General features: G+C 72.8%; 26 protein-coding genes and 1 pseudogene. 7 read left to right on the top strand and 20 right to left on the bottom strand.

All coding sequences use genetic code 11. From position 1 onward, the window contains the following. Positions 1-164 precede the first annotated feature (164 nt). Complete coding sequence (locus tag KPL57_RS16185) at positions 165-857, top strand: TetR/AcrR family transcriptional regulator (protein ID WP_075308972.1); 693 nt, start codon at positions 165-167, stop codon at positions 855-857. On the opposite strand, the gene KPL57_RS16180 is transcribed toward KPL57_RS16185, so the two are convergent. The 9 genes from KPL57_RS16180 to KPL57_RS16140 form a co-directional block, all read right to left on the bottom strand. Continuing rightward, positions 854-2071 (bottom strand): NAD(P)/FAD-dependent oxidoreductase, encoded by a 1218-nt coding sequence (locus KPL57_RS16180; protein ID WP_226352254.1) that lies wholly within the window; start codon positions 2069-2071, stop codon positions 854-856. The two genes, KPL57_RS16185 and KPL57_RS16180, sit on opposite strands and share 4 nt — an antisense overlap. 81 nt (positions 2072-2152) lie before the next feature. Further along, on the bottom strand, positions 2153-2353 hold the full coding sequence (locus KPL57_RS16175) for a ferredoxin (protein ID WP_020627742.1): 201 nt from the start codon (positions 2351-2353) through the stop codon (positions 2153-2155). Next, positions 2353-3696 carry a cytochrome P450 gene (locus tag KPL57_RS16170; protein WP_226352253.1) on the bottom strand — a complete coding sequence of 448 codons (1344 nt, stop codon included), beginning with the start codon at positions 3694-3696 and terminating at the stop codon, positions 2353-2355. The genes KPL57_RS16175 and KPL57_RS16170 overlap by 1 nt, the downstream gene beginning before the upstream one ends. A gap of 191 nt (positions 3697-3887) precedes the next feature. After that, positions 3888-5411, bottom strand: coding sequence for an aldehyde dehydrogenase (locus KPL57_RS16165; protein WP_226352252.1), 1524 nt, complete (start codon positions 5409-5411; stop codon positions 3888-3890). Then, positions 5408-6463 carry an alcohol dehydrogenase catalytic domain-containing protein gene (locus KPL57_RS16160; protein ID WP_226352251.1) on the bottom strand — a complete coding sequence of 352 codons (1056 nt, stop codon included), beginning with the start codon at positions 6461-6463 and terminating at the stop codon, positions 5408-5410. Before KPL57_RS16160 ends, KPL57_RS16165 begins: the two co-directional genes overlap by 4 nt. 37 nt (positions 6464-6500) lie before the next feature. Continuing rightward, positions 6501-6908 (bottom strand): SCP2 sterol-binding domain-containing protein, encoded by a 408-nt coding sequence (locus KPL57_RS16155; protein ID WP_075308978.1) that lies wholly within the window; start codon positions 6906-6908, stop codon positions 6501-6503. 172 nt (positions 6909-7080) lie between these two features. Beyond that, entirely contained in the window at positions 7081-8625 is a 1545-nt protein-coding gene (locus tag KPL57_RS16150; protein ID WP_226352250.1) for an acyl-CoA synthetase, read from the bottom strand. 157 nt (positions 8626-8782) lie between these two features. After that, a complete protein-coding gene (locus KPL57_RS16145; RefSeq protein WP_226352249.1) occupies positions 8783-9172 on the bottom strand; it encodes a hypothetical protein in 390 nt (129 codons plus the stop codon). A gap of 19 nt (positions 9173-9191) precedes the next feature. Then, on the bottom strand, positions 9192-9608 hold the full coding sequence (locus KPL57_RS16140) for a hypothetical protein (protein ID WP_226352248.1): 417 nt from the start codon (positions 9606-9608) through the stop codon (positions 9192-9194). A gap of 124 nt (positions 9609-9732) precedes the next feature. On the opposite strand from KPL57_RS16140, the gene KPL57_RS69750 reads away from it, so the two are divergent. Continuing rightward, on the top strand, positions 9733-10008 hold the full coding sequence (locus KPL57_RS69750; RefSeq protein WP_226352247.1) for a hypothetical protein: 276 nt from the start codon (positions 9733-9735) through the stop codon (positions 10006-10008). After that, positions 9960-10667: an AAA family ATPase gene (locus KPL57_RS16130; protein ID WP_308187899.1), complete on the top strand. Its 708-nt coding sequence runs from the start codon at positions 9960-9962 to the stop codon at positions 10665-10667. The genes KPL57_RS69750 and KPL57_RS16130 overlap by 49 nt, the downstream gene beginning before the upstream one ends. Before the next feature lie 25 nt (positions 10668-10692). Here the strand turns inward: KPL57_RS16130 and KPL57_RS16125 are convergent, their stop codons facing one another. Next, positions 10693-10857, bottom strand: coding sequence for a hypothetical protein (locus KPL57_RS16125; RefSeq protein ID WP_226352245.1), 165 nt, complete (start codon positions 10855-10857; stop codon positions 10693-10695). Between the two features lie 163 nt (positions 10858-11020). On the opposite strand from KPL57_RS16125, the gene KPL57_RS16120 reads away from it, so the two are divergent. Next, entirely contained in the window at positions 11021-11818 is a 798-nt protein-coding gene (locus tag KPL57_RS16120) for a transposase family protein (RefSeq protein WP_226350737.1), read from the top strand. 28 nt (positions 11819-11846) lie between these two features. On the opposite strand, the gene KPL57_RS16115 is transcribed toward KPL57_RS16120, so the two are convergent. The 7 genes from KPL57_RS16115 to KPL57_RS16090 all read right to left on the bottom strand — a co-directional run bounded on the left by KPL57_RS16115 (position 11847) and on the right by KPL57_RS16090 (position 16861). Then, entirely contained in the window at positions 11847-12173 is a 327-nt protein-coding gene (locus KPL57_RS16115; protein ID WP_264198181.1) for a VOC family protein, read from the bottom strand. Positions 12174-12260: 87 nt separating this feature from the next. Then, a complete protein-coding gene (locus KPL57_RS16110; protein ID WP_226352244.1) occupies positions 12261-12737 on the bottom strand; it encodes a VOC family protein in 477 nt (158 codons plus the stop codon). Beyond that, entirely contained in the window at positions 12737-13078 is a 342-nt protein-coding gene (locus tag KPL57_RS72210) for an amidohydrolase family protein (RefSeq protein ID WP_374203733.1), read from the bottom strand. The genes KPL57_RS16110 and KPL57_RS72210 overlap by 1 nt, the downstream gene beginning before the upstream one ends. Further along, positions 12964-13749, bottom strand: a complete 786-nt coding sequence (locus KPL57_RS16105; protein WP_374203732.1) for an amidohydrolase family protein — start codon at positions 13747-13749, stop codon at positions 12964-12966. Before KPL57_RS16105 ends, KPL57_RS72210 begins: the two co-directional genes overlap by 115 nt. Continuing rightward, a complete protein-coding gene (locus KPL57_RS16100; protein ID WP_226352243.1) occupies positions 13746-14885 on the bottom strand; it encodes an FAD-dependent monooxygenase in 1140 nt (379 codons plus the stop codon). The genes KPL57_RS16105 and KPL57_RS16100 overlap by 4 nt, the downstream gene beginning before the upstream one ends. Further along, positions 14882-15817: a fumarylacetoacetate hydrolase family protein gene (locus KPL57_RS16095; protein ID WP_226352242.1), complete on the bottom strand. Its 936-nt coding sequence runs from the start codon at positions 15815-15817 to the stop codon at positions 14882-14884. The genes KPL57_RS16100 and KPL57_RS16095 overlap by 4 nt, the downstream gene beginning before the upstream one ends. Before the next feature lie 267 nt (positions 15818-16084). Continuing rightward, positions 16085-16861 (bottom strand): MBL fold metallo-hydrolase, encoded by a 777-nt coding sequence (locus tag KPL57_RS16090; RefSeq protein WP_308187903.1) that lies wholly within the window; start codon positions 16859-16861, stop codon positions 16085-16087. A gap of 136 nt (positions 16862-16997) precedes the next feature. Here KPL57_RS16090 and KPL57_RS16085 point away from each other — a divergent pair, with 136 nt between their 5' ends. From KPL57_RS16085 to KPL57_RS16075, 3 genes are all read left to right on the top strand, one after another. Next, entirely contained in the window at positions 16998-17957 is a 960-nt protein-coding gene (locus KPL57_RS16085) for a LysR family transcriptional regulator (protein WP_226352241.1), read from the top strand. A gap of 205 nt (positions 17958-18162) precedes the next feature. Further along, positions 18163-19185 (top strand): helix-turn-helix domain-containing protein, encoded by a 1023-nt coding sequence (locus KPL57_RS69745; protein ID WP_226352240.1) that lies wholly within the window; start codon positions 18163-18165, stop codon positions 19183-19185. A 39-nt stretch (positions 19186-19224) separates the two neighbouring features. Next, the gene (locus tag KPL57_RS16075; RefSeq protein WP_226352239.1) at positions 19225-20484 is read left to right on the top strand and encodes an acyl-CoA dehydrogenase family protein; all 1260 of its coding nucleotides are present in this window, start codon (positions 19225-19227) and stop codon (positions 20482-20484) included. Positions 20485-20556: 72 nt separating this feature from the next. Here KPL57_RS16075 and KPL57_RS16070 read toward each other — a convergent pair whose 3' ends face one another. From KPL57_RS16070 to KPL57_RS16060, 3 genes and pseudogenes are all read right to left on the bottom strand, one after another. Further along, positions 20557-21885, bottom strand: coding sequence for an enolase C-terminal domain-like protein (locus KPL57_RS16070; protein ID WP_308187902.1), 1329 nt, complete (start codon positions 21883-21885; stop codon positions 20557-20559). After that, the gene (locus KPL57_RS16065) at positions 21882-23390 is read right to left on the bottom strand and encodes an aldehyde dehydrogenase (NADP(+)) (RefSeq protein ID WP_226352238.1); all 1509 of its coding nucleotides are present in this window, start codon (positions 23388-23390) and stop codon (positions 21882-21884) included. The genes KPL57_RS16070 and KPL57_RS16065 overlap by 4 nt, the downstream gene beginning before the upstream one ends. 32 nt (positions 23391-23422) lie before the next feature. Beyond that, positions 23423-24436: pseudogene (locus tag KPL57_RS16060) on the bottom strand (mandelate racemase/muconate lactonizing enzyme family protein); the annotation flags it as partial. Positions 24437-24535: the final 99 nt, after the last annotated feature.

Genomic DNA, 24535 nt, shown 5'->3' with positions numbered 1-24535 from the left:
TGGTGATCGAAGCGGATACCCGAGAGTGTTACGTCCCGTCCCACGATGTGAGCGGACGAGTGTCGTCGTCGATCATCGACACCCCCTCGGACGACGAACCCCGGGGGCGGGTGGAGCAGCACGTACGGCCGTCCGTCACGCCGCCGAGGGCTACCCTCCCCGGCATGGCTTCCCCCGCGGGCGGACCGCATTCGCCCCGCCCCCGCCGCACGCAGGACGAACGCCGGGCCAGCAGCCGGGCCATCATCCTCGCGGCCGCCCTCGACGAGCTGTACGAGCACGGCCACGCGCACTCGACGACCGTGACCGTGCAGCGGCGTGCGGGGGTGTCGCGCGGGCGGCTGCTGCACCACTTCCCGAGCCGCGAGTCGCTGCTCATCGCGGCCGCGCAGCACCTGGCCGCCGAGCGGATCGCCGACATGGAGCAGTGGGTGGTGGACTCGGAGTACGGGGGGACCACCGGCACCGCCCGCTGTGAGCGGGCCGTGGAGCTGCTGTGGGGCACGTTCATGCAGCCGTACTTCTGGGCGTCGATGGAGCTGTGGGTCGCGGCCCGCACCAACGACGACATCCGTGCCGAGCTGCTCCCCGCGGAGCGGCGCCTCGGCACCGCGGTGGCCCACGTGGTCGCCACCCTGTTCGGCCCCGCGCTGTCCAGCCACCCGGCCTTCGACGAGTGCCGCGAGCTGCTGTTCACCAGCATGCGCGGGGTCGCGATGACCTACGCCATCAACCCCCGCGACCACGAGACCGAGCCGCACCTCGCGAGCTGGAAGCGCCTGGCCCGCCGGATGCTCGAGGTCGACGACGGCGATGCCGCGGACGCCTCGGGTCAGCACGGCCAGCGGAACGGTTAGCCCACCCCGGCGAACTGCAGCGCCTCGGCCCAGCTCGCCCGCTTCGAGATCAGCCGCTTGTACTTCATGATCTGGGTGGGCCGGTCGATCGTGATCGTCCCGACCAGCCGGTCGCCGCGCCGGTAGAGCGCGAGGAAGCGGTCGTCACCCTGCTCGGAGGACACCACCCGGATCTCGTCGGCCGCGGGCCGGCCGACGAACTGGATCCGGCTGGAGTACCAGTCCGACCAGAAGTACGGAACGGTGCCGAGCTCGGTGGCGTTCGCCGGGTCCAGCGCGTTCCTGGCGGCCACCGCGCCCTGCTCGGCGGCGGTGGTCCAGTGCTCCAGCCGCATGACCTCGCCGTCGAACAGGTGGTTCGGGAAGTGCACCACGTCGCCCGCGGCGTACACCCCGTCGGCGGCACGCAGCGTGGCGTCGGCGACCACGCCGCGGTCGCGTTCGTGCAGCTCGACGCCCGAGCCCTCCAGCCAGCCGGTGCACGGGGACACCCCGATCCCGACGACGACCAGGTCCGCCGGGACGATCTCGCCCGACCCCAGGCGGACCCCGGTGACCGCGCCGCCGGAGGACTCCAGCCCGTCGACGGTCTCTCCGCAGCGCAGGTCGGTGCCGTGCGCGCGGTGCAGGTCGGCGCAGGCCTTGCCCATGTCCTCGCCGACCGAACGCACCAGCGGGACCGGCAGGGTCTCCACGATCGTCGCGGGCAGGCCGCGCTTGCGCGCCGAGCTCGCGACCTCCGAGCCGATGAACCCCGCACCGATGACGACGGTGCGGGCACCCGCGTCCAGCGCGGAGCGGACGGCGAGCGCGTCGTCCCAGGTCCGCAGTGCGTGCACCCCGGAGAGGTCCTCGGTGCCGGGCAGCGTCCGCGCCGCCCCGCCGGTCGCGACGACCAGAGCGTCGTAGCCCAGCTCGGAGCCGTTGCCGAGCCCGACCAGCCTCGACGCGGTGTCCAGCGAGGTCGCCGGGACGCCGAGGCGCAGCTCCCCCCCCCCCAGCTCGTGGCGCAGGTGCTCCTCGGTCCGGAACCGCGGGTCGGCCGGCTCCTCGCCGGTGTCGTCGAGGAAGGCCTTCGACAACGGCGGGCAGTCGTAGGGCAGGTGCCGCTCGGCCCCGACGAGGGTCACGGCGCCCTGGTGGCCGGCCTTGCGCGCCGCCTCGACGGCCCGGATGCCGGCCAGCGACGCACCGACGACGACGAGGTGCTCCACGGTGTGCTCCTCCGGAGAAGGGAGTGGGGACGCCGGGAGTGGCGGTCTCCCGGCGTCCCCGCGGTGAGGGGGTGCGTGCGGTCAGCTCTCGACGAGGCGCAGTGCTTCGGTCGGACAGGAGGCGATCGCCGCCTCGCAGGCCGCCCGGTGCTCCTCGGCCGGGGTGGCGTCCAGCACCGCGAGCGAACCGTCGTCGCGGACCTCGAAGAGCTCCGGCGCCTCGGCCTCGCACAGGCCCAGGCCGCTGCACTTGCCCTCGTCGAGCTCGATACGCAGACCCATCACTTCTCCAGGGAGAATCGGAACGGCATGCGCTTCACCCCGCGCATGAAGTTGGTGCCCAGCAGCTCGGGCTCGCCGACCTCGAACTGCGGGATGCGGAACAGCAGCTCGCGGAACAGCGCCTTGAGCATGGACTTCGCGAGCTGGTTGCCGAGGCAGAAGTGCACGCCGCCGCCGCCGAAGCCGGGGTGCGCCTTCGCGTTCTCCCGGGACAGGTCGAACTTCTCCGGGTCGTCGAAGACCTTCTCGTCCATGCAGCCCGACGGGTAGAACATGACGACCTTGTCGCCGGGGACGATCTTCTTGCCGCCCAGCTCGGTCTCGACGACCGCGGTGCGGCGGAAGGTCATGACCGGGCAGGCGTACCGGACGAACTCCTCGATCGCGTTGTTGATCCGGCCGTCGAAGTCCTCCATGAGCCACTGCTTCTGCTCGGGGAAGTGGGTGAAGGCGCGGACGGTGAACGCCGAGGTGTGCCGGGTGGTGTCGGTGCCGGCGACCGCCATGAGCACGAAGAACGAGCCGATCTCGAACTCGTCGAGCTTCTGGCCGTCGACCTCGGCGTTGATCAGCGAGGTGATCAGGTCGTCGGACGGCTCCGCGGTCTTCAGCTCGATGAGCTCGGCGGCGATGTCGTGCAGGTTCGTCGCGGCCTGCACCTGCACCTCGTCGGCGGCGCGGCCGGCGAGGACCTCGTCGTCGGCCCAGGCGACGATGTCGGCGGCGTTGCGCTCAGTGGCCTCGCGCAGGTGCTCGGGGACGCCCATGATGTCGCAGAAGATGCGGGTGGGGAGCACCTTCGCGACCCGCTGGACGAAGTCGATCTCGCCGGAGGGCTCGGCGACGACGTCGTCGATGATCTCCTTCGCGGCCAGCGCGATCCGGTCGTCGATCAGCTTGATCTGCTTGGGCGTGAACGCCGAGGCGACGAGCTTGCGGAGCCGGTCGTGCTTGGGGTTGTCCATCGCGAGGAAGGACTGGGTCAGCTCGAGGAAGATCGGCGGGAGCAGGTCGAACAGCACACCCTGCCCGGAGATGTAGGTGTCGTTGTCCCGGCTGACCGTGACGATGTCGGCGTGGCTGACCACCGCCCAGTAGCCGGGGTCGTCGGGGTCGGGGGTGACGGCGTCGTCGACCGGACGCTGCCAGGAGACCGGCTGCTCGCGGCGCAGGACCTTGAAGGTCTCCTCACGCTGCTCCGAGGTCTGGTTCCAGAACGCCTTGGTGGAGATGTCGATCGGGTAGTGCTCGGGCTTGCCCTCGCTGGTGGCCGGGATCATGTCCACGGCATCCGGGTCGTACATCTCCGACTCGAAGTCGGTGGCGTCGAAGGTGGCGGTCATCGGATCTCCTCCGAGCCCGGCGGGGTGCTCCGCGGGCGGAAAGCTGGTGACACGGGGTCACTGACGAGTGTGCGGAGAGACGTGGGGACGGTCGTCTCCCCGGGAGGGGGAGGTCGTACCCCCATCGGGAGAGGCGGCCCCGTCCCCCGGTGAGGGGGTACCGGGGGACGGGGCCGATGGCGGGGCAGGCCTCAGTCGTCGGCGTGGCTCAGCAGGACGTCGTACGGACGCGCCTCGCGGGTGCCGGACAGGTCGAGGTGGACGTTCTTCTCCTCGACGTAGGGGGCCAGCGCGCGTGGGCCGAGCTCACGGCCGACGCCGGACTGCTTGTACCCGCCGAACGGCACCTCGCAGTTGATCTGGTGCGCGTCGTTGATCCAGACCGAGCCGGCCTTGATCTTCTCGGCGACGTCCAGGGCCCGGGAGTTGTCCCGGCTCCACACCGACGACGCCAGCCCGTACTGCGTGTCGTTGGCCAGGGCGACGCCCTCGGCCTCCGAGCCGTAGCGGATGACCGACAGCACCGGACCGAAGATCTCCTCGCGGGCGATCCGCATGTCGTTGCGGACGCCGGTGAAGATGGTCGGCTGGATCCAGTGACCCCCCTCGTAGCCCTCGACGTGGGCCTCGTCGCCGCCCAGGACGGCGGTGGCGCCCTCGTCCTTGCCGGACCGGATCAGCTCGAGGATCCGGTCCTTCTGCTTCGCCGAGACGACCGGGCCCATGTCGGTCTCCCAGTCCCGGGTGTCCCCGAGCCGGATGGTGGACGCGCGGGCGACCATGCGCTCCACGAACTCGTCGTGCAGCGAGTCCGGCAGCAGCAGCCGGGTCATCGACTCGCAGACCTGACCGGAGTACAGCATGCAGCCGTACAGCACCCCGTCGACGGCGATGTCGAGGTCGGCGTCGTCGAGGACCAGCGCCGGCGACTTGCCGCCGAGCTCCAGGGTCACGGCCTTGACCGTGCCCGAGGCCAGGCGCATGATCTCGCGTCCGACGTCGGTGGATCCGGTGAAGCCGATCTTGCCGACGCCCGGGTGGCTGGCCAGGCGCGCGCCGGCGTCCGGGCCGGGGCCCGGGACGACGTTGAACACACCCGGCGGCAGCCCGCACTCCTCGGCGATGGCCGCGAACTCCAGCGCCGACAGCGGGGTCTTCTCGTCCGGCTTGAGGATCACCGAGTTGCCGACGGCCAGGGCTGGGGCGAACTTCCACAGGCTCAGCAGCAGCGGGAAGTTCCACGGTGCGATCGCGCCGACCACGCCGATCGGCTCCTTGCGGAGCGTCGACTGGCCGAGCACCGGGAACGTGGCCCGCGGCATGGGCGTCTCGAACTCGTAGCGCTCCGCCAGGCCGGCGAAGTACTCCAGGTGCGGGGCGCAGTAGCCGACGTGGAAGCCGGTGGCCTGACGCACGGTGGCGCCGTTGGCCATGATCTCCAGCTCGACCATCTCGTCGAGCCGCTCGCCGAGCCGGTCGGCGATCGCGCGCATCACCGAGGCGCGGTGCGCCGGGGTGGCTCGCGACCAGCCGCCGTCGTCGAAGGCGGCCTGGGCCGCGTCGACGGCCGCGTCGATCGCCGACGCGCCACCGGAGGCGGCGGTGGCGACCAGCTCACCGTTCTGCGGGTCACGGATCTCGAGGCGGTCGTTCGAGTCCACGTCCTTGCCACCGATCCGCATCGGGAAGTGGCGGACGGTCGTCCCGGCGGTCATGCGGTCGGGTCCAGGACGATCTTGGTGGCTTCGCGCTCCTCGAACATCCGGTACGCCTCGGTCGCCTGCGACATCGGCATGCGGTGCGAGATGAACCGGCTCGGGTCGAGCTTGCCCGCCGCGATGAGCGCCAGCGTCTCGTCCATGTAGTTCGTGATGTTCGCGACGCCCTGGGCAATGGTGACGCCCTTCAGGTACAGGTCGCCGAAGGGCAGCTCGATGCTGTCCTCGGTGTACACACCGGGGATCGAGATCGCGCCACCGGAGCGGACCAGGGTGCAGGCCGACAGCAGCGCCGACGGGTGCCCGACGGCGTCGACCACGACGTCGGCGCCCCGCCAGTCGGTGAGGTCCTGCACGGCGTCGGCCGGGTCGGTCTCGTCGGCGTTCACCGGGACGGCACCGATGGCCTCCGCCTCCTTGAGGCGGGCCGGGACCTTGTCCACCACGATCGTCTGCGCGGCGCCGAGCACGTTCGCCGACATCGCGGCGCACAGCCCGACCGGGCCGGCCCCGACCACGGCGACGGTGTCGCCGGGCTGGATGAACTTGCGGACGGCCTCGTAGCCGGTCGCCATGATGTCGCCGACGAACAGCTTGTCCTCGTCGTTGCCCTTGCCCTCGTCGGAGAGCTTGCGCAGCGTGCGGTCGGCGTTCGGCACGATCACGTACTCGGCCTGGCCGCCGGACAGGCTGCCGAAGGTCACCCCGAGCCCGAAGATCATCGTGCCGAAGCACTGGCCCGGCCGGTTGCGGCGGCAGTTGTAGCAGTTGCCGCAGCTCACGACGCAGGAGGCGACGGCGCGGTCGCCCTCGGAGACGAGGTTGACCGCGGATCCGACGGCCTCGACGGTGCCGAGGAACTCGTGGCCGAGCACCACGTCGTCCTCGATCACGATGCGCCCCTCGTAGGGGTGCAGGTCGGTCCCGCAGATCGCCGTGAGGTCGACCCGCAACAGGACGTCACCGGGGTCGGTGATCTCCGGCTTGGGGACCTCCATGACCTCGATCTTGTGCGGCTCGCGGAGCACGACCGCCTTCATGGTCGCCATCGGATCGGCGTCCTTCCTCTGCTCTGGGACGGGGCGGTCAGGCGTTCGCGGTCGCGTCCTTCTCGGCGACCAGCTCGCGGTACATCGGGAACATCGGCTTGGTCAGCGGGACCAGCTTCAGGATCTTGTTGACCGGGCCCTTGGCCTTGACCTCGCCCTTGGCGAGACCGACGGCGAGGTTGTACTCGCCGCGCCAGAACTTGTCGCCGGTGTCGGCGCGCATCATCAGGGTGATGTCGGCCTTGTCGTCGTCGGCGCCGGTGTGGACCTCCATCGCCGGCTCACGCATCTTGACCCACATCTCGGTGTCCGGGTCGGTGTAGAGCACGCGGAGGTTGATGCCGGCGGCACGCATCTTCGGGCCGGACTCGGGGTGGTCGTTGGCCGCGCGGAAGACGCCGCCGATGTAGGTGTCGACCTCGTTGCTGTCGGCGAAGAAGCCCATGGTGATCTCCTCGTTGAGTGCAGGGGCAGACGTCCGGGGGCCGGGCGCTGCCGTCGGACCAGATGGTGGCCGGGGAGCGAGGGGGGTCACATCGCTCCCGGGGGGTGGTTCCGTACTCCCTACGGAGGCACGGTGTGTGACCGGCTGCCCGGGGAGTGACCGCCGTGGGCCGTCAGGCGGTGGCCGGCTCCGCGTACCGCGCGCGCAGCTCGCCCTTGACGAGCTTGCCGGTGGCGCTGCGGGGCAGCTGGTCGGTGAAGTCCACGCTGCGCGGGGCCTTGTAGCGGGCGATCCGCTCGCGGACGAACTCGAGGAGCTCGGCCGCCAGCTCGGGCGAGCCCTCGACGCCGTCGGGGGTCTGCACGACCGCCTTGACCTGCTCGCCCATCTCCGGGTCCGGCACGCCGATGACGGCCACGTCGTAGACCTTGGGGTGCAGGGTGAGGACGTCCTCGACCTCCTGCGGGTAGATGTTCACCCCGCCGGAGATGATCATGAATGCCTTGCGGTCGGTGAGGAACAGGAAGCCGTCGGGGTCGAGGTAGCCGACGTCGCCGGTGGTGGACCAGTTGTCGTGCTCGGGGTGGCGGCCGGCACGGGTCTTCTCCGGGTCGTTGTGGTACTCGAACGGCGGTACGTCGCGCTCGAAGTAGACGGTGCCGACCTCGCCGGTCGGCAGCTCGCGGCCGTCGTCGTCGCAGACGTGGATGACGCCGAGGCCTGCCTTGCCGACCGAGCCGGGCTTGTCCGCCCACGCCGCCGGGTCGATGAAGGTGACACCGTTGCCCTCGGTCGAGGAGTAGTACTCGTACAGGACCGGGCCCCACCAGTCGATCATCTTCTGCTTGACGTCGACCGGGCACGGCGCGGCGGCGTGCACGGCCACCCGCAGCGAGGAGACGTCGTAGGACGTCCGGACGGCGTCGGGAAGCTTGAGCATCCGGACGAACATCGTCGGGACGAACTGGCCGTGGGTCACCCGGTGGTGCGCGATGTGCGCCAGCGCGGCCTCGGCGTCGAACTTCTGCGCCATCACCACGGTCCCGCCGAGGGCGTGCACGATGCCGCCGAAGCGCAGCGGCGCGGCGTGGTACACCGGCGCCGGCGAGTAGTAGACGGTGTCCTCGCCGAAGCCGTACATCGGGCCGAACACCGCGGTGTAGAGGTCACCGGGCTCGTCGACCTGGATCGTCGGCAGCGCGGGCTTGATGCCCCTCGGGCGTCCGGTGGTGCCCGAGGAGTAGAGCATGTCCGCGCCGCGGGGCTGCTCGGGCAGCGGCCCGTCGGCGGCGAGCTCCATCGCGGAACCGAGGGACTCGTGGCCCTCGACCGCTCCCCCGAAGGCGAAGCGGCGCTCCACGCCGGGGGTCCGCGCCACGAGCGCCTCGGCGAGCTCGCGCTTCGCGGCCGAGACGAACAGCACCCGGGCACCGCAGTCGTCCACGATGTAGGCGGCCTCGTCCGCGGCGAGGTGGTGGTTGATGCCGGTGATGTACAGGCCCGAGCGCATCGCCGCCCAGTAGATCTCGAAGACCTCGGGGGCGTTGTCGGAGAGGAAGGCGACGTGGTCGCCGCGGCGCAGCCCGGCGTCGCGCAGGACGTGGGCGATCCGGCGCGAGCGGTCGTCGAGCTCGGCGTAGGTCGTGGTGGCGCCGGTCTCGGGCTGGACCACGGCCGGGTGGTCGGGCCGGGTGCGCGCATGGGTCCCTGGGAACACGAGCTGCTCTCCCCTTCGAGAGTGGGTGGAGCGGCGCCGGGCGTGGCCCGCCGTCGCAGCCCGCATCGTGTCGGCACGCTGTGTGACCCGGCATCCCTCCCGAGAGGGTGGTTCCTCCCCCGCTCGGGTGCGGCGCGGTCGCCGGCCGGCCGCGTCGTCACACGGTGCGGCGGTCCCGGTTCCGGCCCGCGAGATGCCCGGCGATCGCGCCCATGACCACGGCGGTGAGCAGGGTGAGGACGAGCTGGGTCGGGTCGAGCCCACCGGTGCCCAGCACCACCAGCGGCAGCACGAGCAGGTACCCGGCGACGGCCGCGCCGGCGCCGTGCACCCGCGGGTCGACGGCGTCGCCGATCCGGTAGCCCGCCAGCACGAACGCGACGATCGCGGTGATGATCAGCCAGGCCGGCCCGACGACCGGGATCTGCGAGCCCAGCGGCGCGGCGAGCCCGCCGATCACGAGCACGCTGAACGCCAGCGAGGCGCCGCGGACCAGGCTGACCCAGTCCACGCGGTCGGAGAACCAGTCGAACCCCGGGACGGCCACGAGGTCTCCCTTCGGTCGCTCAGCGCAGGTGTCGCAGCGCGGAGGGCGTCAGCAGCGGGACGGTCCCGACCACCAGCAGGGCCATCGCCGGGATGGTCTCCCAGCGCCCCGCCACGGCGAGGAGCACCACCGACACAACGGACAGGACGACCGCGGGGTAACGGGCGACGCGGCGGCGCAGCGCCAGGGCGGCGCCCGCCGCGATGAGCAGCACCGCGAGGACGAGCAGCAGCCAGGTCGGGTACGGCGCCGTCGCCCCGGACGCCACGACCGGGGCGCCCTGGCCCGCCAGCGTGCTCGCCGTGTCCTCGTCGACCGTCGGCTCCGGCCGCAGCCCGGCCCACGCGACGGCCAGCAGCACCGCGGTCAGCATCCACGCGGCGGCCGACAGGACCAGGGCCCACGGCATCGTGGACCGGCTCCGCACCTGCGTCATGACCGCAGGCTAGAGGGACCGCCCGGGCGTAAGCCCTCTCCGCACGCAGGGACACCCACTACGGGAGAGGGAGTCACCACCGCCGGGAGACGAGCCTGCGGAGCCCGGGGCGTCCACTGGTGCGATGACGGGTCCCGTGTCCGGCGGCAGGCCGCCCCGCGGGCCGGCGGTCGACTTCACCGACGTGACGACGATGATCGACGACACCCCGGTGCTGTTCCGGCTCGGGCTGCACCTGGCGCCCGGCACCGTGACGGTGCTGATGGGCCCGTCCGGCTCGGGCAAGAGGTGCGTCATCTCGCCGGGCTCGTCGCGCCCGGCCGGGGCACCGTCACCGTCGGTGGTGTCGACGTGCACGCGGCCGGTGAGACCGAGCTGCGACGCCTGCGCCGCGGCATGAGCGTGCTGTTCGGCGGCCCGTCGGTCTTCGAGTCGTCGCTGTTCGGATCCCTGTCGGCCTACGACAACCTGACCTACGCCCTCGAAGGCCGCGGTCTGTCCGCGGAGCGGGTGGAGCGCATCGCGATGCACCGGCTGCGCGAGGTGCGGCTGCACGACCGGGCCGACGCGCTCCCCGCGGAGCTGCCGGCCCACGGACGCAAACGGCTCGCGATCGCCCGCACCCTCGCCGTGGAGGCGCCGGTCCTGGTCCTCGACGAGCTGGAGACCGGGCTGGACGCCGCGCACGCGGACACGCTGGTCACGGCGGTCCGCGAGCAGCAGGAGCGGTCGGGGGCGACGGTGCTGGTCACCACGCACGACGTCGCGCTGGCCCGAGAGCTGGCCGACGTCGTCGCGATCCTGTGCCACGGCCGGATCGTGGCCTGCGGCCCGCCCGCGGAGCTGCTGCACGGCGTCGACGCCGCCTCCGACGTCGAGCGCCGCTTCCGGATCTCGGACCTCCTCGGCCCGCCCGACCCGGACGCGACCCGCGCCGAGCTGGAGGGGCCGCGCCGGCGCTCCCGGACCGTCGAGCTCGACCCGCGGCTGGTGGTGCCCGCGCTGGTGGTGCTGGCGCTGGTCACCTCGTACTGCCTGTTCCTGCTGCTGACCCGCTGATGACCTGCTGGTGACCCGATGAGCCTCACAGCAGCGGTGCCAGCACCCCGACCACGACGAACGCGACGCCGACCACCAGGCAGGCCGTGGCACCGCGGCGGATGACCGCCACCCGGTGCCGCTGCAGCTCGGCGGGCATCCCCGGGACGGCGCCGAGGCCCGCCGCGTGCCGGCGTCCCGCCCACCCCATGAGGGCGAGCAGGACACCGAGGCCCGCGAAGGTCAGGACGGTCCAGGCGGGACTGAGCCTTTTTCAACCTGACGTTTGTGCTGGTCAGGGGCGTGAAGGCCGGCCGGGGTGGGGCTCCTGGTAGACGGATGGGTGTCGAACCGTCGTCTGCCAGGAGCCCCGTGTGCTGTCCTACCCATCCGGGATGAACGTGTCCAGCCGTAGCGTCCGTGATCTTGCTGATCTTCTCCGGGGGCATCGGCGTCAGCGTGGAACACGCTGGCGCCGGCTCTCAGCCGGTCGGCAGGCCTTGCTGGTGCTCGCCTACCTGCGTAAGGGCGAGACCTACGCTGCCCTGGCCTGCGGGTTCGCGGTGAGCACCGCGACGGTGTACCGGTACCTGACCGAGGCGATCGGTCTGCTCGCCGCGCTCGCCCCGACCCTGGAACAGGCCATCACCGTCGCCGCTGGGAAGGCGTTCGTGATCCTGGACGGCACGCTGCTGCGTATCGACCGGGTCGGCATGACATCCGGCTACGACCGGGCGTTCTACTCCGGCAAACACAAGTGCCACGGCCTGAACGTGCAGGTCATCGCCGACCCCGTCGGCAGGCTGGTGTGGATCTCCCCACCGCTACCCGGAGCCCGGCACGACATGGGTGCCGCCCGCGCCCACGGGATCATCGACGCGGTCAACACCGCCGGGGTGCGGGCGATCGCTGACACCGCCTACCAAGGCGGCGGGCCCGCGATCACCGTCCCCCACCGACGCCGCCGCCGCGACCTCGACACCGGCCGGTACCGGCCCCTGTCAGCGAATCAGAAAGCGGTCAACGCCGCCCACGCCCGACGACGGGCACCCGGTGAACGGGTCAACGCCGAGCTGAAGAACTGGAAGATCCTCCGCAAGATCCGCTCCAGCCCCAACCAGGCCACCCAGCTCGTCGCCGCGGTCCAGACCCTCATGATCACAGCTACCTGACCAGCACAAACGTCAGGTTGAAAAAGGCTCACTGGTCGGAGACCTGCGGGTCGGTGAAGTCGTGCAGCCCGGGGTGCCAGGTGTCCTCGTCGAGGATCTGCAGCTCGGTCGTGTACTCGACGGTGTTGCCCTGAGGATCGAGGAAGTAGGAGAAGGTGTTGTCGTCGGCCAGGTGCCGACCGGGCCCCCAGATCTTCTCCACCCCGGCACGCAGGAGCCGCCCGGTGCCGCGCATGTACTCGTCGAGCCCGCGCATCTCGAAGCTCGTGTGGTGCAACGACGGGTGCGGGCAGCGGGCGACGGCGAAGCTGTGGTGCCAGGCGTTGCAGCGCAGGAACCACATCATGTGGCCCATCCGGGGGGTGGGTCAGGATGTCGGACAGGGCGAACCCGAGGTGCTGCTCGTAGAAGGCGACGGTGCCCTCCGGGTCCGCCGAGTTGATCACGACGTGGGACAGCCGGACCGGGATGGACTCGCCCTCCTCGATCCTGCGGTGCGTGCGCATCGCGACGTCGGCGGAGATCTCGACGGTGCGGCCCTCGTTGTCGAGAACCGGAAGCCGTAGCCGCCGCCGGGGGTCGGGACCGCGCCGGGCTCGGAGACCAGCCGTACCCCGGCCCGGCCCAGCCGGGCGGCCAGGGTGTCGACGTCGGCGGCGGTCGCGGCCCCGAAGGCGATCAGGTCGATGCGCTTGTCGGCGGCCTCGCGCAGCCGGACGATGTACTGCTCGGGGCTGCCCTCGGCGGCCAGGAACGACAGCCCGGTGTCGGTGTGCACCTCGGTGAGCCCCCATGCGCCGGTGTAGAACGCCTGCTGGGCGGCCAGGTCGGGGACCGCGAGGTCCACATGGCGCAGGTGGGTGATCAGGCGCTCGGCGGCCGGTGCCGTGGTCGTGGTCGGTGGGGTGGGCGGAGTCATCAGGAGTCCTTCCCGGGGACGAGCCCCAGCGTCTGCGCGGTGCCGCCGGCGATGGCGGCGCGGTCGCCGGGCGGGAGCCCGGCGGCGTCGAGGCGGGCCACCGGGTCGGGCACGCCCATGTCGAAGGGATGGTCGGAACCGAGCAGCACCCGGTCGGCGCCGACGGCGGCGACGAGCGCCCGCAGCGCCTCCGGGGTGTGCACCAGCGAGTCGAACCACAGGCGTTTCAGGTAGGACGACGGCGGCAGGGCACATCCCCGGGCCTCCGGCCGTACCTGCCAGGCGTGGTCCGACCGTCCCAGGTAGGTCGGCAGGTAGCCGCCGCCGTGGGCGGCGAGCACGCGCAGACCGGGTGCCGGTCCAACACCCCGGCGAAGATCAGGTGGGAGAGCGCGACGGCGTTCTCCACCGGCTGACCGACGGTGTTGGACAGGTAGAAGCGGTCGAGGCGCTCGTCGAGCGAGCAACCGAACGGGTGCAGGAACACCACCGCGCCGGTCTGCTCCGCCCGCGCCCAGAAGCCGGCCAGCCGGGGGTCGGACAGCTCGACCCCGGGAGCGGCGGAGGAGATCTCGACCCCTCTGAGCCCCCGGTCGAGCGCCTCGTCGAGGGCGTCCGCGCACAGCTGCGGGTGCTGCAGCGGGACCAGGCCGAGCCCGACGAGCCGGTCCGGCGCCTGCGCGACGACGTCGGCGACCCCCTGTCCCGCGGCCCCGCACACGGCCCGGGCGAGCTCGGGGTCCGCCCAGTAGTGGTAGTGCGACGGCGACGGCGACACGACCTGCACGTCGACGCCCGCGGCGTCCATGTCGGCCAGCCTGCGCGGCACGGTGGTCAGCGCGGGCAGCGCGACACGGATCATCGCGGCCGTCGGGCCGAGCGAGTCGGCGCCGCTGCGGAGCACGTCGAGCGCCTGCTGCTCGGCGAGTTCGGGTCGACCGGCGACGAGCTCCTCGACCGCGCCGACGAGGCAGTGGGCGTGGACGTCGACGACCGGACCCGGGGCGCTCACGGGGCCTGGCCGATCAGCGCGCTCATCCGGCCCATCAGCTGTGGGACACCCGCCTGGTCGCCGTCGCGCAGCGACCGGCACAGCTGCACCGAGCCCTCGACGACCGCGCGCGCCCGAGGCAGCCGGCGTGCGCCGAAGTCCGCCCACAGGGCGTCGTCGAGAGCGGGGCGGGTGGTGAGCAGCTCGGCGAGGACGAGGGCGTCCTCCAGCGCCTGGGCCGCGCCCTGGGCGAGTGTCGGCGGGCAGCAGTGCGCTGCGTCGCCGATGAGGACGGTGCGGCCGCGGTGCCACGGGCCGTCGAGCAGGTGCCACTCGAACCAGGTGTAGTGGACCCGGGAGGGGTCCACGAGGTCGTCGCGGATCTCGTCCCACGGGCCGTGGTAGTGCTCGGCCAGCTCGCGCATCGTGGCCAGCCGTTGCTCGGGGCCGAGCGTGCTGCGGTCCCGGGCGTCCTCCACGAGGTAGGCGTAGAGGCTGTCCTCGCCGGTCGGGCAGAAGCCCGCGATGTGCGCCGCGCCGCCGTAGCAGAGGTCGGTGCGGGTCACCGAGGCCGGACGGCGGGTGAACGCGCGCCAGATCCCCATCCCGACCGGCTCGGGCTCCAGGTCGATGCCGAGCTCGCCGCGGGTCCACGACCGCACGCCGTCCGCGCCGATCACCAGGTCGTAGCGGGTGCGGGTGCCGTCGGAGCAGCTCAGCACGACCCCCGTCGCGTCCTGGTCCAGACCGGTGGCCCGGACGCCGCCGCGCAGGGCGACCCCCACCGACACGGCCCGCTCCGCGAGCAGCCGGGCCAGGTCGGGCCGGTACATCCCGACGGTGGCGGGCAGACCCCCGTCGTCGGCGCGGGTGTCGGGGACCTCGGCGAGCAGCGTGCCGTCCGGCGCGCGCATCCCGAGCGAGCTGAAGCCGTAGCCCAGGCGCTGCACCTCGTCCAGGACGCCGAGGCGCTGCAGCACGCGCAGGGCGTTCTGCTGCAGGGTGATGCCCGAGCCCAGCGCCGACAGGTCCGGCGTGGCCTCGACGAGCTCGACGGCGATCCCGGCCTCGGCGAGCAGGATCGCCACACCGAGACCGGCGACGCCACCGCCGACGACACCGACCCGCTCGACGGCCGGACCCGTCCGGGCGCTCACGGCGCGACCACGCGGGTGCGCTGCGTCCCGAGGCCGGTGATCGTGCCGGTCATGACGTCACCGGCGCGCAACAGCCTGCCGTGGGCGATGCCGTTGCCCGCGGGGCTGCCGGTGAGCAGGAGGTCCCCGGGCCGCAGCCGGGCCGTCCGCGACGCCGCGGAGACGAGCGCCGCGACGTCGAAGATCATGTCCGCGGTGGACTCGTCCTGCATGGTGTCGCCGTTCAGCGACAGGGTGATCCGCAGGTCCGGCGCGACGAACCCGGCGGGCACCAGGTAGGGGCCGAGCGGGGTGAACCCGGGGGCGTTCTTGGCGCGGAACCAGTCGGAGCCGATCGCGGGCATGTCGCGGCGGAACACCAGGTCGCGGGTGGTCAGGTCGTTGGCGATCGTGTAGCAGGCGACGTGGTCGAGGGCGTCGCCCGGCTCGACGTGGAACGCCTCCCGGCCGATGACCACGGCCAGCTCCAGCTCCCAGTCGTGCTGCTCGGAGTAGGCGGGCAGCACGACGTCGTCGTAGGGGCCGGTGAGGGCCGAGTGGAGCCCGATGAAGAAGTACGGCTCGCCCTCGGCGCTGCGGCGGTCCATCATCGAGGCGGCCTCGGCGCGGACCTCGTCCTCTGGCCGGTCGCCGTCGGCGTGCTTCACCGCCAGTTCGACGACATGGGTGCGGTAGTTGGCGCCGGCCTGCAGGATCTGCCCCGGGACGTACGGCGCGCGCAGCGATCGGGGGTCCAGCGGCGCGTCGGCCGTGGCGGCGAGCCCGTCCAGCGTCGGGAGGACGGCTGCCCAGTCCCGGAACAGGGCGTGCACCGTCGGTGCGAGGTCGGAGAGGTCGCGCACGCGCGGGTCGCCCAGCGGGTCGGCGACGAGCACGGGGCGCTCACCGCCGTCGGCCGCGGCGACCGTGGCGAGGGCGAAGGGGACGGCCACGAACGGTTCCTTCCGTCGGGTGTGGCGGCGCCGTGGTCGGGCCGCCGTGCGGGTGGGGGAGGGCCGCGTAGCCGACGTGGTGGTCGGTGACGCGGCCGCCGCGCCGGTCAGGCGCGGCAGGTCAGGAGGCGTCCGCCCCGGAAGGCGACCATGTCCGCGAAGGCGCCGGGCACGTCGATCGGTGCTCCCGGCTCGGCGCCGCGCTCCTCGGCGTAGGCGCGGTGCAGGTTGCCGACGATCCGCTCGCTGTCCAGCCAGTCCGCGTACTCACCGAGGTCGGTGCCGCGGGCGGCCTCCAGCGGGCTGACCCCGGGCCTCGACGCCCCGGCGCGCGACGTCCTGGACGAAGCGCAGGTAGCCGAGCGTCCGTCCGATGACCTCCGGGCCGCACACCGGGCCGTGACCCGGCACGATCGTGCGGGCGCCGAGCCCGGCGACGACATCGGTCAGTACGGCCACCGAACCCGCGACCGAGCCGGACAGCAGGAACGGTGTCCCGCCCGCGAACAGCAGGTCACCCGCGAACAGCACGGCGTGCTCCGGTACCCAGACCACCGAGTCGTTCGTGGTGTGGGCCGGGACGCCGACGTGGGTGACCTCGCAGCGCAGGTCGTCGACCCACAGGGTGACGCCGTCGCGGTAGGTCAGGAACGGCCGCGCGGCGGGCAGATCGCCCTCGTCGACCGGTTCGAAGACCCCCTCCAGCGGCGGGAGCGCGGCCATGGCCAGCATCTCGGAGCGGGTCTGCTCCTGCGCGACGATCGTCGCGCCGGGGAACCAGCCGTTGCCCGCCGTGTGGTCGGGGTGGCTGTGGGTGTTGACCAGCGTCCGGACCGGTGCGGACGAGTGACGACCGACGGTGTGGAGGAACGCGCGGGTGCGTCGTTCGGTGGAGCACGAGTCGATGGCGACGACACCGTCCCGGCCGACGAGGAAGCCGGTGTTGTTGATCATCCAGCCGCCGTCGGGCTGGACGTAGGCGAAGAGCCCGCCACCGAGGTCCTCGACCCGGGGTGGTCCCGGGTCCGGGTGGGTGCGACTCATCCGTGGCCTCCTCGCCGATGTGACTCCAGCTACTCTGCGACCTGTGCAGCTCATCAGGGAAGCTGAGATCACTGATGACTCCCATCAGCGCCGTGAATAGGCGTCGTGAGTATCGGAACGGAGGGCGGAGGACGTCGTGAACCTCGCCGGTCTCGATCTCAACCTGCTCGTCCCACTGGACGTCCTGCTGGAGGAACGTTCGGTGACCCGGGCCGCCGCCCGTCTCGGCCTCTCCCAGCCGGCACTGTCCGCCGCGCTGGGCCGGCTGCGCCGGCACTTCGGTGATCCGCTGCTCGTGCGCTCGGGCAACACCTACGAGCTCAGCCCGCTGGCCCGGACGTTGCGCGGGCGCGCGTCGCGGGCCCTCGACGAGGTCGAGCGCGTGTTCACGAGCCGGGCCGAGTTCGACCCGGCGACCTCGCGCCGCACCTTCACCGTCCAGACCTCGGACTACGCGATGGCGGTGCTGGGCTCGCGGGTGGCCCGGATCGCGGCCGAGCGGGCTCCGGGTGTCCGGATCCGGTTCCAGAACCACTCCGTCGTCGTGAACGGCGACATGAGCACCGACTGGCTGCGCGCGGTCGACGGCATGATCCTGCCGCGCGGGTTCGTCTTCGACCTGCCGTCGGTCGACCTGTTCACCGACGAGTGGGTCTGTCTGACCGACCGCGGCAACCCGGAGATCGGGGACAGCCTCACCATGGACGACGTCGTGCGGCTGCCGTGGGTCCTGACCTACCACGGCCCGAGCCGGTTCATCGCGGCCGTCCGCCAGCTCCAGCTCCAGGGCGTCGAGCCCCGGGTGGAGGCGGTCGTCGAGAGCTTCCTGGCGCTGCCGTTCTACCTGGCGGGGACCTCGCGCCTGACCATGGTGCAGCGGCACCTCGCCCGTGCGCTCGCCACCAACGGGGCACTGCGCGTGCTGGCGTGTCCGTGGAACGTCGTCCCCATTGCCGAGACCCTGTGGTGGCACCCGGTGCACACCTACGACCACGACCACGTCTGGTTCCGGGAGCTCCTCGGCGAGGCGGCGGGGGAGCTCGCCGGGGACCCGGGTCCCCCCGGGCCGCGGACGTCGGCGCCGGTCACGTCGTGACCGGCGCCGCGGCGTCGTGCCGGCGGGAGCCGGGCCGTGATCCGGAGTTCACCGGCGGAAACACTGATGTGCCCTGGAGCGGTCATGCTTCGGTCACCCCGCGCACCCCCGCCGGGACCTGGGTTCCGAGGCGCCACCTCGATAGTGTCCTGGCTCACGGCGACGACGCCATCGGAGCCGATGCGAGCCGTCGAGGAGGCCCCGAGTGCGCTACTGGACCACTGAGGACCGCCCGGCCGGCGAGCAGTTCAGCTACTGGCGCGAGGTGATCTGCGAGGCGTTCACCCCGCTCGCCGCGGAGCTGCCCGGCGCCCGGCGGACCGGGCGGGCGTACGCACACGAGATCCGCAGCTGGGTGCGTTCCAGCAGACTGACCGCGACCAACTGCGCCGAGGTGTCGTCGGCGACCCAGCTCATCACCCACGGCCCGGCCGAGGTGCGCCGCACCGTCACCGACCACGTGTTCGTGAACCTGCAGATCAGCGGGCACTGCATCGGTACCCAGGCCGGGCGCCGCTGCGTCGTGGAGCCGGGTGGCTTCGCGCTGTTCGACACCACCCGTGAGTACGGGCTGGAGTTCGTCGCCGACGACCGGTCCCAGGAGTGGCGCTGCGTGTCGTTCCGGGTGCCCCGCGCCCGGCTGCTGCCGCTGGTGGCCGACCTCGATGCCGCCACCGCGACCACCCACGACGGCTCCTCGCCCGGTCTGGCCCGCATCGTCGCCTCCACCATGCTGTCCACCTGGAACGGCCTCGACGCACTCGACCCGGCCGGCGGCTCCGACCGGCTGCGCGACACCGGACGCGCGGATCTCGACGCGGGCCTGCGGGCCGCGGTCAACCGCTACCTGGCGGCGCACCTGCGGACCGGCGACACCTCGGCCGCGGCGGTCGCCGCGCGCTTCGGCATCTCGGTCCGCAAGCTGCACCAGCTCTACGAGGGCACCGACCGCAGCTTCTCCCGCACCGTCATGGCCCTGCGCGTCGACGGGTGCACCCGTGAGCTCACCGCACCGACACGGGCCGGGACCCTCACCGAGCTCGCCGCCCGCTGGGGCTTCGCCGACCTGTCCCACCTCAACCGGGTCTTCCGCGCCCACCACGGCTGTCTGCCGTCGGAGTTCGGCGACCGCGAACCGGCCGGACCGTGCACGCCGGTACCGGCCGCGGTGCGCACCGGTTCGATCCCGGGGCGGCCTCCGGCGGCCACGATCGCCCGGCGTCCCTGACCCGGGTCGGGTCGGGGCCCGAGCGGAAGGCATCCGACGATGACACTGGACTTCACCCTCGACGCCGAGCAGCTCGGCCTGCGTGAGCAGGCCCGGCAGTTCGCCGACACCGTCCTGACCGGTGTCGAGGCGGCGATCGCGCCGTTCCCGCAGCCCGCGGAGCGGTTCTACGCCATCGAGCCGTTCTACCGGCAGATGGCCGAGGCCGGGTTCGTGAAGGCGCTGATCCCGGCCGAGTACGGCGGCGGCAAGTTCACCTCGCTGCAGTTCGTGCTCGCCGTCGAGGAGATCGCCCGGGTCGACGTCAACGTCGCCTCCGCGATCCTCGGCACCGGCCTCGGGCTGCACCCGATCGTCCACTTCGGTACCGAGGAGCAGAAGCAGCGGTGGCTGCCCGCGTTCTGCGGGTCCGAGCCCAAGCTCGCCGCGATCGCCTACACCGAGGTCACCGGCGGTGCGAACTACGACTCGCCCGACCCGAAGGTAGGGGTCCAGACCTTCGCCCGGATCGAGGGTGACGAGATCGTCCTCAACGGCGCCAAGCACTACACCACCAACGGCTCCGGCTTCGACGGCCGCGGCGCCGACCTCATCTCGGTCGTCTGTCGTACCGACCCCGCGCTGCCGCCGCAGGAGTCGCTCGCGATCGTCGTCGTCGAGCGGGGCACCCCCGGTGTGGAGATCACCGGCATGCTCGACACCATCGGTCACCGCGCGACCAACTCGCGGCGGGTCGAGTTCCACGACGTCCGGGTCCCGCTGGCGAACATGATCGGCGGCCCCGGCGACGGCATGGAGATGGTGAAGACCGCGTTCACCTGGACCTGTGCGCCGATCGGCGCGGCCTGTGTCGGGCGGATGCGGGCGGCCTTCGACTACGCCTACGAGTTCGCGAAGACCGACAGCCGCTCCGGCCCGCACCCGGTCATCGAGTACCAGAACGCCGGGTACATGCTCGCCGACATCAAGATCCGCATCGAGGCGACCCGCTACCTGTCGTGGAAGGCGGCCGACCACTTCGACCGCACCGGGGGCAAGGACCGCGAGCTCGCGAACATCACGAAGATCTACGCCTCGGAGCGGTCGGTCGACGTCGTCTACGACGCGATGCGCCTGGTCGGGGTGGACGCCTACACCACCGAGACGCCGATCGCCGGGATCATGCAGGACGTCCTGTGCTTCCCCGTCTACGACGGCGGCAACATGGGCGTCCGCCGCCGGCACCTGCACGAGATGCTGATGGAGCCGAGCTACGACCCGCTGGCGTCGGCCGAGAACCGGCTCGCGACCGGCGCCTGACCCCGCGCCCCGCGGCCGGCTGCTCCCCGGTCGGTCGCGGGGCTCGCCGGGACGGCCGTCCCCGTCCCCCGCTCAGCGCACCAGGCAGGGCGTCGTCGGGTCGAACGTCCACCCCGGCACGAGGTACTGCATCGCGGCGGCGTCGTCGCGGGCGCCCAGGCCGTGGTCGAGGTAGCGGCGGTGGGCGGTGGCCAGCGCGTCCTCGTCGAGCGTCACGCCGAGCCCGGGGGTGTCCGGCACGGCGATCCGGCCGCCGGAGATCCGGAACGGGTCGGTGGTGAGCGCCTGGCCGTCCTGCCAGATCCAGTGCGTGTCCAGCGCGGTGATCTCCCCGGGTGCGGCCGCGCCGACGTGGGCGAACATCGCCAGCGAGATGTCGAAGTGGTTGTTGGAGTGCGAGCCCCAGGTCAGCCCGAAGTCCTCACACAGCCCGGCGACGCGGACCGAGCCGCGCATCGTCCAGAAGTGCGGGTCGGCCAGCGGGATGTCGACGGCGTGCTCCCGCACCGCGTGCGCGAGCTGGCGCGGGTCGGTGGCGACCATGTTCGTCGCCGTCGGGAGCCCGGTGCGCCTGCGGAACTCGGCCAGCACCTCCCGGCCGGAGTACCCACCCTCGGCACCGCACGGGTCCTCGGCGTAGGCCAGCACCCCGTGCGCGTCGCGGAGCAGCCGGACGGCGGTGTCGAGCGACCAGCCGCCGTTCGGGTCCAGGGTGATCCGGGCGTCGGGGAAGCGGTCGGCGAGCGCGCGGACCGCGGCCAGCTCCTCCTCCGGCGCGAGCACCCCGCCCTTCAGCTTGAAGTCGGCGAAGCCGTAGCGCTCCTGCGCGGCCTCGGCGAGCGCGACGACCGCGGCCGGGTCGAGTGCCTCCTCCCGGCGCAGGGACTCCCAGCGGTCGGCGGGGCCGGCGCCGTCGTCGTAGGGGAGGTCGGTGCGGGTGCGGTCGCCGACGAAGAACAGGTAGCCGAGGACCGGGACGTCGTCGCGGCGTCGGCCCCCGCCCAGCAGCTCGCACACCGGCACGCCCAGGTAGCGGCCGTGCAGGTCGAGCAGTGCCGACTCCAGCGCGGTCACCGCGTGCACGCCGACCCGCTGGTCGAAGGTCTGCGGGCCGCGCCCGCCGACGTCGCGGCCGGCGACGCGGCCCGCGACGGCGTGCAGCAACGAGCCGTACCGGGCGACCGGTGCGCCCAGCAGCAGCGCGGCGGCCTCCTCGACGGTGGCCCGGATCGCTTCGCCGCCGGGGACCTCGCCGAGCCCGGTACGGCCGTCGGAGTCGGTGACGACCACGACGGTCCGGGTGAAGAACGGCCCGTGTGCGCCGCTCAGGTTCAGCAGCATGCTGTCGTGCCCGGCGACCGGGACGGCGCGCACGGAGGCGATCGTCGGGCCGGTGCTCACGGCAGGACCAGCCGGCCGTCGATCCGGCGGGGGAGCCCGGCCGGCCCCTCGGCCAGCTCCGGCGGCAGCAGCTCTGCCGGGGCGTCCTGCCAGGTCACCGGGCGAAGGAAGCGCCGGATCGCGGTCGGTCCGACGGAGGTGTGCTGGGTGTTCGTCGACGGCCACGGCCCGCCGTGGGTCTGCGCCCAGGACACCGCGACCCCGGTCGGGAACGCGTCGAACAGGATCCGGCCGGCCCGCGGCCGCAGCGTGTCGGCGACGGCGCCGGGCAGCTCCGTCTCACCGGCCCCGCGCAGCACGGTCGCGGTCAGCGAGGACGGCAGCTCCGCCAGCAGGCAGGACAGCGCGGCCTCGCCGTCGTAGCGGACGACGACGCCGAGCGGCCCGAAGCACTCGTCGGTCAGGCCGTCGTGCAACCCGTCCGCGGCGAGGAGCAGCGGTGTGGCGGTGAACCCGTCGGTGGTCTCGGCCGGGGCGCCCTCGGCGACCGTCGACACCCCGGGCAGCGCGCGCAGGCGTGCCGAGATGCTCCGGTAGCTCCCGGCGATACCCTCGTTCAGCAGGACCGGGGCGGGCGCCTCCCGCACGGCGACGGCCATCGCGTCGAGCACGGCGTCGCCGTCCCGGCCGGAGGGGAGCAGGGTCAGCCCGGGCTTCGTGCAGAACTGCCCCCCGCCCAGGGTGAACGACCCGACGAGCCCCGCGCCCAGGTCGGCGCCCCGCTCCGCCGCGGCGGCCGGGGTGACGACGACCGGGTTCAGCCCGGCCAGCTCCCCGAAGAACGGGATCGGCTCGGGCCTGCGGTCGATGATCTCCATCAGCGCCGTCGCGCCGGTGGGTGAACCGGTGAACCCGACCGCCCGGATCTGGGGGGCGGCGACCAGCGCGGCGCCGGCGGCGAGGCCGTGGACCAGGCCGATCGTGCCGTCCGGGGCACCCGCCTGCGACGCGGCCGCGGCGAGGATCTCCGCGACCAGCGCGGACGTCGCCGGGTGCGAGCCGTGGGCCTTCACCACGACCGGGCAGCCCGCGGCGAGCGCGGCGGCGGTGTCCCCGCCGGGCACCGAGAAGGCGAGGGGAAAGTTGCTCGCCCCGAACACGGCGACCGGGCCGAGCGGCACGAGCATCCGGCGCAGGTCCGGCCGCGGGCCCATCGGGGTGTCCCCGGCGTGGTCGACGGTGGCCTCCACGTAGGAGCCCTCGCGCAGGACCTCGCCGAACAGCCGCAGCTGGAAGCAGGTCCGGGTGAGTTCGCCGTCCAGCCGGGCCTGCCCCAGCGCGGTCTCGCGGTCCGCGACGCCGACGACGTCGGTCCGCCGCGCCTCCAGTGCGTCGGCCAGGGTGTCGAGCAGGTCCGCCCGGCCGTCGCGGCCCAGCGCCTCCAGACCGGGCGCGGCGGCCGCGGCCGCCGCGCACCGGGCGTCGACCTCGGCCGGGGTGGTCTCCGGCGCGACGACCTCGACCGTCCCGCCGGTCCGCGGTTCGACGCTCACGACGTCGGTCATGCGTACTCCTCGTTCGGGGTGGGTGCGTGGGCTCAGTGCGGGGCGTCGACGGTGACGCTGTCGACGGTCCACTCGCGCAGTCGGGCGCTCGGGGTGACTCCGAGGCCGGGACGGTCGGAGACGTACATCCGGCCGTCGCGGATCTCGAGGCGCTCCTCGAACAGCGGGTGCAGCCAGTCGAAGTGCTCCACCCACGGCTCGTGCGGGTAGGCCGCGGCGAGGTGGACGTGGATCTCCATCGCGAAGTGCGGCGCGAGCTGCAGGTGCCGGTGCTCGGCGAGGGTGGCGAGCCGCAGGAACTGGGTGACGCCGCCGATCCGCGGGGCGTCGGGCTGCAGGATGTCGGTGGCGCGCGCGTCGATCAGGCGGACGTGCTCGTCGACGCTGGTCAGCATCTCGCCGGTGGCGATCGCGGTGTCCAGCGACGCGGCCAGTGCGGCGTGGCCCTCGGCGTCGTAGGCGTCGAGCGGCTCCTCGATCCAGACCAGGCCGAACTCCTCCAGCGCGCGGCCGACGCGCATCGCGGTCGGGCGGTCCCACTGCTGGTTGGCGTCGACCATCAGCGGCACGCCGTCGCCCAGGTGCTCGCGGACGGCGGCGACCCGGCGCAGGTCCTCCGCGGAGTCGGGCAGCCCGACCTTGATCTTGATGCCGCCGATGCCCTCGTCCAGGGTGCGCGTGGCGTTGGCCTTGACCTGGTCGATCGTCTCGTGCAGGAAGCCGCCGGACGTGTTGTAGCAGCGCACCGAGTCACGGTGCGCGCCGAGCAGCTTGGCCAGCGGCAGCCCGGCCCGCTTGGCCTTGAGGTCCCACAGCGCGACGTCGATCGCGGCGAGCGCCTGGGTGGCGGCGCCGCTGCGTCCCACCGAGGCGCCGGACCAGACGAGCCGGGTCCAGATCCGGCCGATGTCGCTGGGGTCCTCGCCGATCAGGTCGGGGGCGATCTCCTTCGCGTGCGCGAACTGCGCGGGGCCGCCGGCGCGCTTGGAGTAGCCGAACCCGATGCCCTCGTACCCGGCCTCGGTGCGGATCTCGGCGAACAGGAAAGCCACCTCGGTCATCGGGCGCTGGCGGCCGGTGAAGACCTTGGCGTCGGAGATCGGGTTCGGCAGGGGCAGCGTGACCGAGGACAGGGTGACCGAGGA

This window comes from Pseudonocardia sp. ICBG601 (genome assembly GCF_020496245.1).
The sequence above is the reverse complement of the archived record's forward strand: the minus strand, read 5'-3'. Positions and strand labels throughout refer to the sequence as shown.

What these genes read in the sequence shown, in the direction of transcription:
- KPL57_RS16185 (WP_075308972.1), top strand. Translation starts at nt 165, where the DNA reads ATGGCTTCCCCCGCGGGCGGACCGCATTCGCCCCGCCCCCGCCGCACG.
- KPL57_RS16175 (WP_020627742.1), bottom strand. Translation starts at nt 2,353, where the DNA reads ATGGGTCTGCGTATCGAGCTCGACGAGGGCAAGTGCAGCGGCCTGGGC.
- KPL57_RS16170 (WP_226352253.1), bottom strand. Translation starts at nt 3,696, where the DNA reads ATGACCGCCACCTTCGACGCCACCGACTTCGAGTCGGAGATGTACGAC.
- KPL57_RS16165 (WP_226352252.1), bottom strand. Translation starts at nt 5,411, where the DNA reads ATGACCGCCGGGACGACCGTCCGCCACTTCCCGATGCGGATCGGTGGC.
- KPL57_RS16160 (WP_226352251.1), bottom strand. Translation starts at nt 6,463, where the DNA reads ATGGCGACCATGAAGGCGGTCGTGCTCCGCGAGCCGCACAAGATCGAG.
- KPL57_RS16155 (WP_075308978.1), bottom strand. Translation starts at nt 6,908, where the DNA reads ATGGGCTTCTTCGCCGACAGCAACGAGGTCGACACCTACATCGGCGGC.
- KPL57_RS16140 (WP_226352248.1), bottom strand. Translation starts at nt 9,608, where the DNA reads ATGACGCAGGTGCGGAGCCGGTCCACGATGCCGTGGGCCCTGGTCCTG.
- KPL57_RS69750 (WP_226352247.1), top strand. Translation starts at nt 9,733, where the DNA reads ATGACGGGTCCCGTGTCCGGCGGCAGGCCGCCCCGCGGGCCGGCGGTC.
- KPL57_RS16125 (WP_226352245.1), bottom strand. Translation starts at nt 10,857, where the DNA reads ATGGGGTGGGCGGGACGCCGGCACGCGGCGGGCCTCGGCGCCGTCCCG.
- KPL57_RS16115 (WP_264198181.1), bottom strand. Translation starts at nt 12,173, where the DNA reads ATGGGCCACATGATGTGGTTCCTGCGCTGCAACGCCTGGCACCACAGC.
- KPL57_RS16110 (WP_226352244.1), bottom strand. Translation starts at nt 12,737, where the DNA reads ATGACTCCGCCCACCCCACCGACCACGACCACGGCACCGGCCGCCGAG.
- KPL57_RS16090 (WP_308187903.1), bottom strand. Translation starts at nt 16,861, where the DNA reads ATGAGTCGCACCCACCCGGACCCGGGACCACCCCGGGTCGAGGACCTC.
- KPL57_RS16075 (WP_226352239.1), top strand. Translation starts at nt 19,225, where the DNA reads ATGACACTGGACTTCACCCTCGACGCCGAGCAGCTCGGCCTGCGTGAG.
- KPL57_RS16065 (WP_226352238.1), bottom strand. Translation starts at nt 23,390, where the DNA reads ATGACCGACGTCGTGAGCGTCGAACCGCGGACCGGCGGGACGGTCGAG.